Source organism: Pseudoalteromonas issachenkonii, from assembly GCF_002310795.1.
GTDB lineage: Bacteria > Pseudomonadota > Gammaproteobacteria > Enterobacterales > Alteromonadaceae > Pseudoalteromonas > Pseudoalteromonas tetraodonis.
Genome location: NZ_CP011030.1, coordinates 2,485,304 through 2,499,060, shown reverse-complemented (window position 1 = coordinate 2,499,060; position 13,757 = coordinate 2,485,304). Strand labels below are relative to the sequence as shown.

Annotated in this window: 17 protein-coding genes; 12 read left to right on the top strand and 5 right to left on the bottom strand. The window is 40.3% G+C overall.

What is annotated here, in order from left to right; all coding sequences use genetic code 11:
* Positions 1-25: 25 nt before the first annotated feature.
* Positions 26-754 carry a glutathione peroxidase gene (locus PISS_RS11625; protein WP_008466566.1) on the bottom strand — a complete coding sequence of 243 codons (729 nt, stop codon included), beginning with the start codon at positions 752-754 and terminating at the stop codon, positions 26-28.
* A 114-nt stretch (positions 755-868) separates the two neighbouring features.
* Between PISS_RS11625 and PISS_RS11620 the strand changes: the two genes are divergently transcribed.
* Positions 869-1,768 carry a LysR substrate-binding domain-containing protein gene (locus PISS_RS11620; protein WP_024602007.1) on the top strand — a complete coding sequence of 300 codons (900 nt, stop codon included), beginning with the start codon at positions 869-871 and terminating at the stop codon, positions 1,766-1,768.
* Positions 1,769-1,782: 14 nt separating this feature from the next.
* Here PISS_RS11620 and PISS_RS11615 read toward each other — a convergent pair whose 3' ends face one another.
* Positions 1,783-2,970 carry a flagellar assembly protein T N-terminal domain-containing protein gene (locus PISS_RS11615; RefSeq protein WP_013465600.1) on the bottom strand — a complete coding sequence of 396 codons (1,188 nt, stop codon included), beginning with the start codon at positions 2,968-2,970 and terminating at the stop codon, positions 1,783-1,785.
* Positions 2,971-3,109: 139 nt separating this feature from the next.
* On the opposite strand from PISS_RS11615, the gene PISS_RS11610 reads away from it, so the two are divergent.
* Positions 3,110-3,568 carry an LPP20 family lipoprotein gene (locus tag PISS_RS11610; protein WP_010387855.1) on the top strand — a complete coding sequence of 153 codons (459 nt, stop codon included), beginning with the start codon at positions 3,110-3,112 and terminating at the stop codon, positions 3,566-3,568.
* Between the two features lie 68 nt (positions 3,569-3,636).
* On the opposite strand, the gene flgN is transcribed toward PISS_RS11610, so the two are convergent.
* The 3 genes from flgN to flgA all read right to left on the bottom strand — a co-directional run bounded on the left by flgN (position 3,637) and on the right by flgA (position 5,164).
* Positions 3,637-4,068, bottom strand: coding sequence for a flagellar export chaperone FlgN (gene flgN, locus PISS_RS11605; RefSeq protein WP_013465599.1), 432 nt, complete (start codon positions 4,066-4,068; stop codon positions 3,637-3,639).
* Positions 4,061-4,381, bottom strand: coding sequence for a flagellar biosynthesis anti-sigma factor FlgM (flgM, locus tag PISS_RS11600; RefSeq protein WP_013465598.1), 321 nt, complete (start codon positions 4,379-4,381; stop codon positions 4,061-4,063). The genes flgN and flgM overlap by 8 nt, the downstream gene beginning before the upstream one ends.
* Before the next feature lie 75 nt (positions 4,382-4,456).
* Positions 4,457-5,164, bottom strand: coding sequence for a flagellar basal body P-ring formation chaperone FlgA (gene flgA, locus PISS_RS11595; RefSeq protein ID WP_167380511.1), 708 nt, complete (start codon positions 5,162-5,164; stop codon positions 4,457-4,459).
* Positions 5,165-5,302: 138 nt separating this feature from the next.
* Here flgA and PISS_RS11590 point away from each other — a divergent pair, with 138 nt between their 5' ends.
* The 10 genes from PISS_RS11590 (at position 5,303) to PISS_RS11545 (ending at position 13,624) form a co-directional block, all read left to right on the top strand.
* The gene (locus tag PISS_RS11590; protein WP_013465596.1) at positions 5,303-6,235 is read left to right on the top strand and encodes a chemotaxis protein; all 933 of its coding nucleotides are present in this window, start codon (positions 5,303-5,305) and stop codon (positions 6,233-6,235) included.
* Between the two features lie 20 nt (positions 6,236-6,255).
* The gene (locus PISS_RS11585; RefSeq protein ID WP_013465595.1) at positions 6,256-7,086 is read left to right on the top strand and encodes a CheR family methyltransferase; all 831 of its coding nucleotides are present in this window, start codon (positions 6,256-6,258) and stop codon (positions 7,084-7,086) included.
* Between the two features lie 129 nt (positions 7,087-7,215).
* Positions 7,216-7,626, top strand: coding sequence for a flagellar basal body rod protein FlgB (gene flgB, locus PISS_RS11580; protein WP_013465594.1), 411 nt, complete (start codon positions 7,216-7,218; stop codon positions 7,624-7,626).
* 2 nt (positions 7,627-7,628) lie between these two features.
* Positions 7,629-8,060, top strand: coding sequence for a flagellar basal body rod protein FlgC (gene flgC / locus PISS_RS11575; protein WP_013465593.1), 432 nt, complete (start codon positions 7,629-7,631; stop codon positions 8,058-8,060).
* Between the two features lie 13 nt (positions 8,061-8,073).
* Positions 8,074-8,751 carry a flagellar hook assembly protein FlgD gene (locus tag PISS_RS11570; RefSeq protein ID WP_013465592.1) on the top strand — a complete coding sequence of 226 codons (678 nt, stop codon included), beginning with the start codon at positions 8,074-8,076 and terminating at the stop codon, positions 8,749-8,751.
* Positions 8,752-8,809: 58 nt separating this feature from the next.
* A complete protein-coding gene (gene flgE, locus PISS_RS11565; RefSeq protein ID WP_024602010.1) occupies positions 8,810-10,132 on the top strand; it encodes a flagellar hook protein FlgE in 1,323 nt (440 codons plus the stop codon).
* A gap of 133 nt (positions 10,133-10,265) precedes the next feature.
* Positions 10,266-11,009, top strand: coding sequence for a flagellar basal body rod protein FlgF (locus tag PISS_RS11560; RefSeq protein WP_013465590.1), 744 nt, complete (start codon positions 10,266-10,268; stop codon positions 11,007-11,009).
* A 21-nt stretch (positions 11,010-11,030) separates the two neighbouring features.
* Positions 11,031-11,819 carry a flagellar basal-body rod protein FlgG gene (gene flgG, locus PISS_RS11555; RefSeq protein ID WP_013465589.1) on the top strand — a complete coding sequence of 263 codons (789 nt, stop codon included), beginning with the start codon at positions 11,031-11,033 and terminating at the stop codon, positions 11,817-11,819.
* A 14-nt stretch (positions 11,820-11,833) separates the two neighbouring features.
* Entirely contained in the window at positions 11,834-12,517 is a 684-nt protein-coding gene (flgH, locus tag PISS_RS11550) for a flagellar basal body L-ring protein FlgH (RefSeq protein WP_013465588.1), read from the top strand.
* Between the two features lie 12 nt (positions 12,518-12,529).
* Positions 12,530-13,624: a flagellar basal body P-ring protein FlgI gene (locus PISS_RS11545; RefSeq protein ID WP_028833974.1), complete on the top strand. Its 1,095-nt coding sequence runs from the start codon at positions 12,530-12,532 to the stop codon at positions 13,622-13,624.
* Positions 13,625-13,757 lie beyond the last annotated feature (133 nt).

Sequence of the window (13,757 nt, the reverse complement as noted above, 5' to 3'; positions counted from 1 at the left end):
TGCGGCCCCTGTTTTATTTACTTAATTAAGCAAAGTATTTTTCTAGGTCGTCTGAGCCACCAATGTGCTTACCGCCAATAAATACTTGTGGTACTGTTTCACGGCCCGATACCGCTTTAAGGCTGGTAAGTGATGCGCCAGCGCCCATTACGATTTCTTCAAATGCAAAGCCTTTAGCTGTAAGTAGCTCTTTTGCTTTTTTACAGAAAGGACAGCCTGGTTTAGTAAATAGAGTAACTGCTTCTGGTTTTACTTGAGTTGGGTTAATGTAATCAAGCATAGTGTCAGCGTCTGATACTTCAAATGGGTCGCCTGGTAAATCTGGCTCAATAAACATTTTCTCTACTACGCCATCTTTAACCAGCATAGAGTATCTCCAGCTGCGCTTGCCAAAACCTAAATCGTTTTTATCAACTAACATGCCCATGCCGTCCGTAAATTCACCGTTACCATCTGGTAGTAAGGTAATGTTTTGCGCTTCTTGATGTTCAGCCCATGCGTTCATTACAAACGTATCGTTTACTGATACACAAACAATGTCATCAACGCCATTTTGCTTAAGTACGCCAGCTAGTTCGTTATAGCGTGGTAAGTGCGTTGATGAACACGTAGGTGTAAATGCACCTGGTAGTGAAAATACAACAACCGTTTTACCTTTAAAAATGTCGTCTGTAGTCACTGATTTCCATTCGTCGTTTTGACGCGTTGCGAATGTTACGTTTGGGATTGTTTGACCTTCAATATTGTTTAACATGTTTTTTAGTTCCTCTTGATTTGTTGATAGCCATTATGGCGAGTATTTAAATATAGTTCCAATCGTTTGTTTGTATTAAACTGATAGATGTAAGCTATCAGGTTGAGTGTGAATATGAACTTAAAAGATTTAGAGTATGTCAAAGCGGTTGCCCACTATAAGCATTTTCGTAAAGCGGCCGATGCCTGTTTTGTAAGCCAGCCTACTTTAAGCGGGCAAATTAAAAAGCTTGAGCAAGAATTGGGTGTTATTATTTTTGATCGCTCTACCAAGCACGTTACCTTAACTGCCAAAGGTGAACGTTTATTGACACAAATAGCTGTCGTTTTAGAGCAAACACAAATATTAAAAGAGCTGGCAGCAACATCTAATGAACCACTGCAGGGTAAGCTTACCATTGGTATTATTCCAACGATTGCGCCTTATTTATTACCTACGCTACTAACATCAATGAAAGCAGCGTTTATAAATAGCCAGTTTTCGTTTACTGAAATGCAAACAACCACTATTTTAGCTGCGCTAGAAAGTGGTGAAGTCGACTTTGCAATTTTAGCGGATGTACCTGAACTTAAAAGTTACCATACCATTGATTTATATAAAGAAGACTTTTTAGTTGCCGTATCAAGCGATAACGCATTGTGTAAGCATAAAAAAGTGGCACTGCAAGACCTGCAAGGTTGCAACCTACTAATGTTAAGTGATGGCCATTGCTTTAAAGATCAAGCCCAGCAGTTTTGTTTTTCGGCAGGGGTCGATGTTTCCAGCCAGTATCAAGGAAATAGCCTTGAGACTTTATTAGCGCTGGTGGCGATGGATGATGGAATTACATTTGTGCCAAAACTTGCAGCAATACCACGAGTGGGTATTCATTATTTGCCTATTTTTCCTAATCAACAACGTAATATTGTATTTGCATGTAGAAAGCATTACCCGCACTTATCTGGGGTTGAGCAATTGGCTCAGTGGTTAAGCGCCCACTCTAATTTAAGGGCTAAACTAAGCGAGGCGCTTTAGCATTTTACATGCGGCTATTGCTCGGCAATTTCTACAATGTCATTAATTTGTACGCCCGGCAAAGGCTGATCATTAATACTAACGGCAATAGCGCTGTGCTGATAAAGCTGTTCAATTCGTATACGGTTAAGTGTAGTGATGGTATGCGGCATAGTGTTGCCTTGTGCGTCGGTTAAATAATTATGATGGGCAATACTCAGTTGTTGGCCTTTTTCTAAGCCATGAGCCTTACCTAAATTAATCACTAATTTATTGTTTTCCATATGCATTATTTTACCTTGAGTAGGTAGACAGGCCATGGCAGCTTGTAGGTCGTAACTTAAGGTTTGGTTTATATCACTAATGCTTTGGCCAAAAGGTGATTGCCAAAACCGATTACTATTTACATCAATAATAGCTGTTTTTTCAAATGGCCAAATTGCTTGGCTTTGATAGCTATTTTGCCATAAAGGCTCATAAGTGGTGCCATTAAATAAGCTAAACTCTATTTGGTAGTGGCGCTGATAGCTTTCATCTTGCCAAAACGCATAGTCGCTATTGAGTTTATCGCTGGTAGATAAACTGGTTATTTGACTTAACAGCACATATTGCGCGTTGCTACGTGATGAAATTTCTTCTAACTGACTGTTTGAATAGTCATGCTGTTGATTAAAGTAGGTATCAACCTTTATAGCTTTGTTGAAATAGGCAACGGGTATTGCACTCATTTTTGATTTTTGCAACGAGGTATAAATGTTTTTACTGACTGCTTTGTTAATGTCAAATATTTGACCCATTCTCGCTTGTTCACGATTTGTTAATTGGCTTTGCGTGACGGCTATAAACTTATTAAAGTTACTTTGTGGACATTGCTCTGTTTGCGCAAAGATATCTAAGCGTAAGGTAATTGCAAACTCATCACTACTGCGGTTTTCACTGACAAGCTCTATTTTTTGAATTTCGCCTTGGCTACTTATTTTTAGCTGATCTTGGGTTAAAACACCATCAACAAGCGTTTGCACCGAGCTCACCCGCGCACCAGAGAATACAAGGGCTTGGGTAATCGCATCTTTTATTGCAGCGGCCTTTGCACCGGGAATGTCGCTATTTTGAATAACCGCATGGCCTGTAGACTCATACCACTGAGCGTGGGTAAAAGGTGAAAACGTTAATACAGCAGTGGTGCTTAATCCTGCCAATACTGCTTTTAAAAACGACTTCATACTCTTACTCCAATTAAACGTTAGCGTTAATGAGTCTCAGCAAGTAATGTACCACTATTATTTGTTGTTACAGAATATATGTATCACTGGCATTAAACGTGCATAACTGAGTTTAATTAGTTTTTAAAGGCCCTGTATGATGCGAGTAATGCCATTAATGATCACATTAGGCTGCTTAACGTTAAGCGGTTGTAGCAATATATTTGATAAGCACGTTGAATATAAATATGTTGAGCCAAATAATTACCCTGTATTAAAAGCAATAGGGTACGCGCCCATTAGTTTGCAGTCGGGAAGTAATGACACTCAAAAACAGCTTATGGCAATTAAAGCCTCTAAGCTAGAAGCATACCGCGAACTAACGGAACAAGTGTACGGGCAAAAAATTACCGCAGGCACAACCGTCGCAGGCTCTGTTGCCCAAGATGATTATTTACAGAGTAAAGTGCAAGGTATTATAAAAGGCGCGCAAATTATAAAAACTTATGCCGTTAATGATATGTATATTACTGAGCTTGAGCTTAATATGAAGCGCGTACACGACTTGTACATCGGTGAGATAAAACCACGGGAAGTGAAAAAAGTTACTTATTACTAAGCGACAAGTTATTACTCATAAAAAACGCCTAAACGAATAATCGTTTAGGCGTTTTTTATGAGTATTCTTTAGGCTTTTAGGTTACGCACAATACTGTTGTCAGTATTAACTACGCTACCGGCTTGATCGTAGGTCATAGACGAAGGTGCGCCAATTAAAATACCCTTTAATTGCTTTACACTTAACTGCGCTTGATGCGCTGCGTGAGCGTTAACTTCATTTTGTTTTTGACACTGCTCAAGCTTTTCTCTAGTTAGCTTTATTAAGTCAGCGTTTTCATCTGTTTGCTGATCATTACTGGCAATCAGTTTGCTGAGTTCTTTATCAAGGGTGCTTATACTGGTTAAAAAAGACATTTTTTGTTGGGCAATTTCTTTTAAACCTTCACCTCTTCGAGATGCAATCGCTGTAAGCTCCTGAGTGAGTAACTCGCTCAGTTTTGTTAAGCAAGTAATTTGCTCATTTAGTTTAATTGTAATTAAACTATTGTGATCAGCCATAAACGTTAAACTCAAAGTCTGCTAGATTTTTGGCAAGCTTCTCACTGTCGATTTGATAATTACCTTCAGTAATCGCTTTTTTAAGCTCAGCAACTTTGTTGCTATCAAAACCAGAAGACTGCTGCGCTTTCTCTTGTAACGATTTTAATTGCTTAGCTTGCGGTGTTAAGCTCACCGAATCGCTGGCAGCTTTAGGTGAAGGCGTTTGTGCCGCCTGTGTATTTGCATTATCTCTTTTTAAATCAACTTTTTGCTGTTGAGTGTTTGTTAAAACACTCGGTTGTTGATTTGATTTATTTACTTGACCGACCATAATAAAAATCCGTATATTGCCCAACTGATGCCTTTATATCGGCATTTATTAAAGATACTTTAGCATAAATTTATATTAAATATTTACTTGCACAGACTCTACACCATCTACACGCGCATTTAAAACTTTACCTGTCTTTTTGTTTTCTACTCTTACTTGCTCGCCCAAGGTGCCATCCTCTAATGCAATACCCGTCGTTTTCACTCTTAACCCTTTGATATTAGCATAAATTGTAACAGAATCACCTTTGCACACCATACATATTTGATTAAGTAAAACGGGCATTCCTTCACGGATGTTGCGTTTGCTACGACTACCAATAAGAGCCGTTGGATCTTCAAGGTACTGCGCTCTGATAAAGTGTGCAGGGCGCATATCAATACTTAAATGAGATGGAGTAATCACTTCACCTCGTGCTAAATTGGTAGTTGCAACTACAACAGGTGCTGATTCAGTGATTCTGACATGAACGTACTGTGCCCAGTTGTTACTATCGTTACATTTTATTTGAATAGTGACTTGGCGATTAAAGGGAGGCTCACTTGGCGTTATTAGCTCAGGCTCAGAATTACATTGGCGATCGGGAATGCGGCTATCTAGCGGTAATGCGCTAAACTGTATTTTGTTATCATTTGTAGTCACTGCTTTTTGAGCAACATAAGATACAGCCATTTCTTGCAATAACTCTTTACTAAATACTTGTGCCTTTAGTGGCAAAGCGAAGCAGAGGCTAGCAAGAAAATAAAAAACACTGTATCTTCTGGTTTTTTTTAACAAACTCATAATGTTTCGACTATGCTTATGGTTGCAAACAGGGTATAAATATTTTGCGTCAGAATTTAGACGCCCCCGTTGTGTTATGACGCTTTATTAATTGAAAGCAATTATCGTTCCTTATATTTGTTTTCTTAGGAGATTTAAATGGCAGGTATTTTAGACTCAGTAAACCAACGTACACAGTTGGTTGGGCAAAACCGCTTGGAATTATTGTTATTTAAGCTTAATGGGCGTCAGCGCTTTGGTATTAATGTGTTCAAGGTAAGAGAAGTTCTTCAATGCCCTCCATTGACTAGCATGCCGAAATCTAACACTTATATCCGTGGCGTAGCACATATTCGTGGGCAAACTATTTCGGTAATTGACTTATCTATGGCTGTAGGTGGGCGCCCAATAAAAAGCATAGAAGATGGCTTTATAATAATTGCTGAGTATAACCGTACAGTGCAAGGATTCTTAGTAGGTGGTGTTGAACGTATAGTTAACATGAATTGGGAAAAAATAATGCCACCGCCGTCAGGAGCGGGTCGTTATTCTTATTTAACAGCTGTCACTGAAATTGAAAATGAGCTCGTTGAGATACTCGACGTAGAAAAAATCTTAAACGAAATCTGCCCAGTTAATACTACCGTGAGCGATGATGTTGCCTCGCAAGGTAATATACAAAAAGATTTAGGCGAGAGAATAGTATTTATTGCTGATGATTCGGCTGTTGCGCGAAATCAAGTAAAACGAGCATTGGAACCATTAGGTGTAACAACTGAGTTGGCTAAAAATGGTAAAGAAGCTTTAATAAGATTAAAAGAAATTGCAGAGCTCGATTGCGTAAATGATATTACAGAGCGAGTAGGGCTACTCATTTCTGATGTAGAAATGCCAGAAATGGATGGTTACACGCTGACTGCAGAAATCAAAGCTAATCCTAAACTTGCGCCACTACATGTGATTTTACACACATCATTGAGTGGTGTTTTCAATCAAGCGATGATTGAAAAAGTAGGAGCAGATGATTTTATTGCAAAATTTAACCCAGACGAGCTTGCAACAGCCGTTAATAAATGGGTTCATCGTGATTAATAAACATAGGTGTTATTGATTTGACTAATAAAGATTTGCAGCAAAACGAATACGATCAATTTCGCTTATTTTTAGAACAACAGTGCGGTATTGTTTTAGGTGAAAATAAGCAGTATTTGGTAAAGAGCCGTTTGGCACCATTAATGTCTCGATTTAATGTTGAATCGTTGTCTGAATTGGTAAGTAAAACTCTCGGTGTGCATGAGCGCCAGTTGCGCGCAGCCGTTGTTGATGCCATGACAACCAATGAGACATTGTGGTTTAGAGATCAGTATCCGTTTGAGTTACTTAAAACCAGATTATTCCCTGAGTTTAAAACGTTAAATAGGCCATTAAAAATATGGTCTGCGGCGAGCTCATCAGGACAAGAACCCTACTCAATAGCGATGTCGGTTGCTGAGTTTCAATCCAGCAGCCCTGGTGTTTTAAAAATGGGTGCACAAATAATTGGTACAGATATATCAAATACCATGCTTGATATGTGTAAACATGCTGAATATGATGCATTGGCATTGGCTCGCGGACTCTCTGCTGAACGTCGTAAAAAGTTTTTTAAAGACAGCGGCAATGGTATGGCACAAGTGGTTGATTCATTGAAAAAGCAAGTGAGCTTTAGGCATTTAAATTTGCTCGATTCGTACGCTTTAATGGGTAAGTTCGATATTATATTTTGCCGTAATGTTTTAATTTACTTTTCACCTGAGGTGAAAGCCAAAATAATTGCACAATTCTCTCAAGCACTTAACCCTAAGGGGTATTTATTTTTAGGTGCGTCGGAGTCTATGTCTGGTTTAAGTACTGACTTTGATATGGTGCGTTGTAACCCTGGTATCATTTATCAAAAGAAATGACCTTCATTAATATATTATCCCTCCTCTAAACGACGCCTATTGCGTCGTTTTTTGTTTTTATCATCACTATTTTCACTGCTGGCTCATTTATTGCTTTATCGGTACTGAGTCAATTTTTTGGAGGTAGTTATGGCTATCAGTTTTGATAAAGCATTAGGCGTGCATCCGCATGCGATGTTGATCCGTTCGCAAAGAGCAGAAATGCTCGCTACTAATATCGCAAATGCTGATACGCCCGGCTATAAAGCAAAAGATATCGACTTTGCCTCAGCATTAAAAACGGCAAAGTCCAACCAACTAAGCGGCAATACCATGGTAAGAACCAATGAAAAACACATTGCCGGTGGTACCCGTAGTGTAGGTAGTAATGAACTATTTCGTACGCCAAATCAAACAGATACAGGTGATGGCAACTCTGTTGATATACAAGTGGAACGGAACTTGTATACACAGAATGCTATGGAGTATCAGGCCAGTGTCCAGTTTCTTAATGGTAAATTTAAAGGCCTGAAAAAAGCCCTCGGTAGTCAAGGAGCCTAATTATGAGTTTATATAATGTGTTTGATATTGCTGGTTCTGGTATGAGCGCGCAAAACGTGCGATTAAATACCACGGCAAGTAATATCTCTAATGCCAATACAATTAGCTCTTCACAAAATGAGACGTACCGAGCGCGACAACCTGTATTTGCTGCGGAGCTAACAAAAGCGTCAGCGTCAGCAAGCAACCCACAGGGCTCTGCCGTTGGTGTAAAAGTGTTAGGAGTGGTTGAAAGTAATAAACCACTACAAATCGAATATAACCCAAATCACCCGAGTGCGGATGAAAATGGATATATTTACAAACCCAACGTGAATGTTGTTGAGGAGATGGCAAATATGATTTCTGCTTCTCGCTCTTATCAGACAAATGTTCAAGTTGCTGATGCAGCTAAGCAAATGTTAAGTAAAACACTGCTGTTAGGTCAGCGGTAACTGAGGGTAGCTCATGAGTAACGATATTAGTACTTCTTCATCCTACATGGACTCTTTACGTTGGCAAGATAAGCAAGTGCCAAAAAAAGAAGAGAGTGATGCGTTAACCCAAGAAGATTTCTTTTCGTTGTTAACACAGCAGTTGTCATATCAAGATCCCAGCAAACCAGCTGATAACGATCAGATGATTGCACAAATGACAAACTTTACTATGGCTGAAGGGATCTCAAATTTAAACTCTAACTTTGAGTCTTTAGCTGCGTCGATGACATCAAATTCAGCATTGCAAGCATCAACACTGGTTGGTAAGCAAGCGCTGCTGGAGTCTGACACACTTGAGCTTAATGAGTCGGGTGAGGTAAAGGGAGCGATTGTTGCTGAAAAGCCGGTAGACAATTTAACGCTTCGTATTGAAGATGCATCAGGGCAATTAGTTAAAACTATTGATTTAGGCACGCAGCCTGCAGGTGCGGTTCGCTTTGCATGGGATGGTAAAAACGAAGCGGGTGAACGACTTCCTCCTGGTGAATACAATGTTAAAGCTGAAGGCAGTACGGATGGCGAATTCTCTAGCTTACCAATTGCCTCATTCAAAAATATTGAGAGTGTTAATATTAATGGCTCAAGCGGCATTATTATTAATACCAAAGAAGGTGCGGTTAGGCTGACTGATGTCGCAGAAATCGCGTAATAGATTTTATGTATTTTTTAGCCAATAGGCTAAATATTTTTTAGGTTAGAGGTTAATTATGAGCTTCAATATTGCATTAACAGGCCTTGCTGCCGCACAAAAAGATTTAGATGTTACCGCCAATAATATTGCCAACGTAAATACCACGGGCTTTAAAGAGTCTCGCGCTGAATTTGCTGATGTGTACGCATCATCAGTATTTAGCGCCGGTAAAACGAAAAATGGTGATGGTGTACAAACCACTATGGTTGCCCAGCAGTTTCATCAGGGCTCGCTGCAGTTTACTAATAATTCACTGGATTTAGCGATCACAGGTGAGGGGTATTTTGCTACCAGTCAAGACTTAGGCGCACAAGACTTTACCTACACGCGTGCGGGTGCATTTAAGCTTAATAAAGATAACTTTGTTGTAGATGCTAAAGGTAATTTTTTACAAAGCTTCCCAGTTGATGAAGTTAGTGGTGATACGACCTCTGTAAGTCTTAGTACTTCATCTGCTTTACAAATACCAGATTCTTCGGGCTCTCCGCGCTCTACTTCAAACGTTTATACATCATTTAACGTCGATTCTCGAGAAGATGTAATAGCTGTCCCTTTTGATGCAACAGACAGTACTACTTATAACTCTTCGACATCGACCACAATGTATGACTCACTTGGTGAGCCACATGTTCTACAATTCTTTTTTGTAAAAACAGCGCCTAATGAATGGCAAGTACATGGTACGCTTGATAAAACTCCCTTTGATGCAACTGGTGCCGCGACAGCAACACCAAGCCCGCTAAGTACCTTTGGGTTTGATGCTAGCGGTTTGCCTGCAACGACTAATGGTGCTCCAAATGTTGGTCCAACCTTTACTGATGTTAATTTAACCGGAGCTAATTTATCGGGTATTTTATCTAATGGCGCCCAATTTGATGATATTGCGATTAATTGGCGCGATGAGGCCGGTACTGCAAATAGAACGCCTACTCAATATGCGAGTCGCTTTGAGGTGAAAGCACTAGAGCAAGATGGTGCGACAGTAGGTCGCTTAGCGGGTATTGATATTGGTACAGATGGAAAAGTTGTTGCATCTTACAGTAATGGTGATTCAACTTACTTAGGTCAAGTTGCCATGGTGCGCTTTTCAAACTCACAAGGTTTGCAGCAAGTAGGTGACACTTCATGGAAAAAAAGTTTGACCTCGGGGGAACCAATTGCGGGTGAGCCAGGTTCAGGCACACTAGGCAACATTAATTCGTCAGCTCTTGAGCAGTCTAACGTAAACTTAACCAATGAGCTGGTTGATTTGATTAGTGCGCAGCGTAACTTCCAAGCAAACTCTCGTGCGCTTGAGGTTAACTCAACTATTCAACAGAACATCCTTCAGATCAGATAATCATATTTTGATTTACTAAGGCTGCTTAGTGCAGCCTTTTTTATTCCTCTCCTAAAATCTTATTCACACTTAAATTTAATTTGGCACTTATATTGCATTTACTCATACATAGATTTCTTAATGAGTCGATGTTATGGATAAAATGGTCTACATAGCGGCATCTGGCGCTAAACAAAGCATGCAAGGGCTTGCTCTTAAAGCCAATAATTTGGCAAATGCGAATACCACTGGGTTTAAATCTGATTTTGCGCAAGCACGGTCAATGCAGGCTTTCGGTGAAGGTTTGCCGACTCGTGTTTTTGCTATGCAGGAGCGCCCAGGATCAAACATGACATCGGGCGGTGTTGTTGAAACAGGTCGCAGCCTTGATATTGCTATGAGTGATAACGCATGGCTGAGTGTTCAGGATGCCTCTGGTAATGAAGCCTATACAAAAGTGGGTTCGTTAAATATAACGGCTGAAGGAATGTTGACTACCAGCGACGGTCGTCAAGTTATTGGCGAAGGTGGGCCAGTCATATTACCTGTACCGATTGAAAAAATTGAATTTAGCAAAGATGGCACTATTCAAGTTCGCCCTCAAGGTGCACCGGCTAACTTTTTAGAAGAAGTTGATCGGCTAAAAGTAGTTGATGCAAACAACGCTACACTCGAGAAGGGTAACGATGGCTTATTTAGAGCTAAACCAGGCCAAATAGTCGAAACATCAGCCAATGTACAAGTATTAGGTGGCACATTAGAAAAATCGAATGTAAATCCTGTGCATGAAATGGTCGATATGATCAGTCATCAACGCCAATTTGAATTACAAGTAAAACTGATGAAAACAGCTGAAGAGATTGACGAACGTCAAGAACAGCTGATGCGCATCGTTTAACTATAACGTGAGGATATTATTATGAATCCAGCATTATGGATAAGTAAAACAGGGCTTGACGCTCAACAAACAGATATATCGGTTATATCAAATAACTTAGCGAATGCCAGTACAGTGGGTTACAAAAAAAGCCGCGCTATTTTTGAAGACTTACTCTACCAAAATATTAATCAACCAGGCGGTCGCTCATCGCAAGACACCGAAATGCCGTCAGGCTTAATGCTGGGCGCGGGTACGAAAGTGGTCGCTAATCAGAAAAACTTTTCCCAAGGTAACATGCTCACCACTGAAAATTCATTAGATTGGATGATTTCTGGTCCTGGATTTTTTGAGGTTTTACAGCCTGATGGCAATATTGCCTATTCGCGTAACGGCCAGTTTACCACCGACGGTGAGGGGCGAGTTGTAACTTCGGGTGCCGGTTACGTTGTTCAGCCTGAAATGAATGTGCCTGATGATGCACAGTCAATCACCGTATCTCAAGATGGTGAAGTGTCAGTTCGAATTAAAGGTCAAGCCGAAAACGTGGTTATTGGTCAAATTACTATTAGTGATTTTATCAATCCGTCGGGCCTTGAGCCTATAGGGCAAAACCTTTATACCGAAACTGCAGTAAGTGGTGCACCTGTTCAAGGTAACCCGGGGGTTGAGGGCTTAGGTACAATTATTCAAGGTTCACTTGAAACATCAAATGTAAATGTGACCGAAGAGTTGGTTAATTTGATTGAAACTCAGCGAGTTTACGAAATGAACTCAAAGGTAATTTCAGCGGTTGATGAAATGATGAGCTACATCAATCAACAATTATAGTCTTGGGGGATTGTATGCGTAATATCATGTTATTTGCAGTAGGGACTTTACTGTTAAGCGGTTGTGTATCTACACAAAATAATGAAGTAGTGCAGGACGATCCCTACTATGCACCTATGTATCCTGAGCCTAATATGGAGCCAGTGGTAGCAACTGGCTCTTTATTCAGTACTCAGTTATCGAATGACTTATATGCCGATAAGAAAGCACTTAGAACAGGCGATATCATTACGGTTAAATTGCAAGAGTCAACCCAAGCCACAAAAGCGGCTAAAACAGAAACAGATAAACAAACAGATGCTAGCCTCGATCCTGTTATTGGTTTAGGTGGTTTACCGGTTAATATTGGTGGCGATAGTATTCAATTTGGGGTTGGTAGTGATGCGTCGTTTAAAGGTGACTCAAAATCAAATCAATCAAACAGCCTAGTTGGCGATATTTCGGTTAACGTGATGCGAGTATTACCAAATGGTAATTTAGTGATTCGCGGTGAAAAATGGCTAACGCTAAATACCGGTGAAGAATTTATTCGCTTAGAGGGGTTAGTGCGTCCACAAGATGTTAATGCTGATAATACCGTTGAGTCTAATCGTATTGCGAATGCGCGTATTCAGTATTCAGGTAAGGGTCAAACTCAAGAGGCACAAAGCCCGGGTTGGTTAACGCGTTTCTTTAGTAGCTCATTGTTTCCCTTTTAGAGGACATTCAACATGAATGGTTTTAAAGTTTTTTGTTTTATGGTGCTACTAGGCTGGCAATTTACTGCCAGTGCTGAGCGAATTAAAGATGTGTCTATGGTCGAAGGGGTGCGCTCAAACCAATTAGTGGGCTATGGATTGGTTGTTGGTTTACCGGGTACCGGAGAGCAAAGCCGTTTTACCGAGCAAAGTTTTAAAGGCATGCTTAATAGTTTTGGTATTACACTACCTGCGAGCTTAAAGCCAAAAATTAAAAATGTTGCAGCAGTCGCGGTTCATGCAGAACTCCCTCCATTTAGAAAGCCAGGGCAAACTATAGATATTACTGTGTCATCGATTGGCAGTGCTGGCAGCCTGCGCGGTGGCACATTATTACAAACATTTTTAAAAGGGGTTGATGGTAATGTATACGCTATTGCACAAGGGAGCTTAATTGTTGGTGGCTTAGGTGCTGAAGGCCTAGATGGCAGCCGAGTCGTTATTAATACGCCAACCGTAGGGCGTGTGCCAAACGGTGCCACGGTTGAACGTGCCGTTAAAAGCCCATTTATGCAAAACGATTATATTACCTTTAATTTAAACCGTCCGGACTTTACAACCGCAAAACGTTTAGAGAAAACCATAAATGATTTAATCGGCCCAAATAGCGCACAAGCACTCGATGCCGCCTCTATTCGGGTTGTTGCGCCACGAGATGCCTCACAGCGCGTATCGTATTTATCAACTCTTGAAAACTTAGAGTTTAAGCCTGCGGATACTTCGGCAAAAATAATTGTTAACTCACGTACCGGCACTATAGTTATTGGAAAAAATGTAAAATTACAACCTGCGGCAATTACACATGGTGGCCTTACTGTGACCATTGCTGAGCAACAAAATGTGGCGCAGCCAAATCCTCTAGCAGAGGGGGAAACAGTGGTTACCCAACAAAGTATTATTGACGTTAATCAAGATGATTCACGTGCTTTTGTATTTGACCCAGGTGTAAGCCTTGATGATTTAGTTCGTGCTATTAATGAAGTTGGCGCTGCCCCTGGCGATTTAATGGCGATTCTTGAAGCACTTAAAGAAGCCGGTGCAATTAACGGTCAGCTTGTTGTAATTTAGTTTTATAAGATTCTAGACCCTAAGCCCTAGGGTCTTTAACCCTTAACCTTTCATCCTTAACCTTTCATCGCTACTCTTCTTTTGGCTCAATTATTGCATTTAACTAGGTATTATTAATTATTGTGTCAAAAAG

Coding starts and splice junctions, on each gene's coding strand:
- PISS_RS11625 (WP_008466566.1), bottom strand. CDS start 754: ATGTTAAACAATATTGAAGGTCAAACAATCCCAAACGTAACATTCGCA.
- PISS_RS11620 (WP_024602007.1), top strand. CDS start 869: ATGAACTTAAAAGATTTAGAGTATGTCAAAGCGGTTGCCCACTATAAG.
- PISS_RS11615 (WP_013465600.1), bottom strand. CDS start 2,970: ATGAAGTCGTTTTTAAAAGCAGTATTGGCAGGATTAAGCACCACTGCT.
- PISS_RS11610 (WP_010387855.1), top strand. CDS start 3,110: ATGCGAGTAATGCCATTAATGATCACATTAGGCTGCTTAACGTTAAGC.
- flgN (WP_013465599.1), bottom strand. CDS start 4,068: ATGGCTGATCACAATAGTTTAATTACAATTAAACTAAATGAGCAAATT.
- flgM (WP_013465598.1), bottom strand. CDS start 4,381: ATGGTCGGTCAAGTAAATAAATCAAATCAACAACCGAGTGTTTTAACA.
- flgA (WP_167380511.1), bottom strand. CDS start 5,164: ATGAGTTTGTTAAAAAAAACCAGAAGATACAGTGTTTTTTATTTTCTT.
- PISS_RS11590 (WP_013465596.1), top strand. CDS start 5,303: ATGGCAGGTATTTTAGACTCAGTAAACCAACGTACACAGTTGGTTGGG.
- flgB (WP_013465594.1), top strand. CDS start 7,216: ATGGCTATCAGTTTTGATAAAGCATTAGGCGTGCATCCGCATGCGATG.
- flgC (WP_013465593.1), top strand. CDS start 7,629: ATGAGTTTATATAATGTGTTTGATATTGCTGGTTCTGGTATGAGCGCG.
- PISS_RS11570 (WP_013465592.1), top strand. CDS start 8,074: ATGAGTAACGATATTAGTACTTCTTCATCCTACATGGACTCTTTACGT.
- flgE (WP_024602010.1), top strand. CDS start 8,810: ATGAGCTTCAATATTGCATTAACAGGCCTTGCTGCCGCACAAAAAGAT.
- PISS_RS11560 (WP_013465590.1), top strand. CDS start 10,266: ATGGATAAAATGGTCTACATAGCGGCATCTGGCGCTAAACAAAGCATG.
- flgG (WP_013465589.1), top strand. CDS start 11,031: ATGAATCCAGCATTATGGATAAGTAAAACAGGGCTTGACGCTCAACAA.
- flgH (WP_013465588.1), top strand. CDS start 11,834: ATGCGTAATATCATGTTATTTGCAGTAGGGACTTTACTGTTAAGCGGT.
- PISS_RS11545 (WP_028833974.1), top strand. CDS start 12,530: ATGAATGGTTTTAAAGTTTTTTGTTTTATGGTGCTACTAGGCTGGCAA.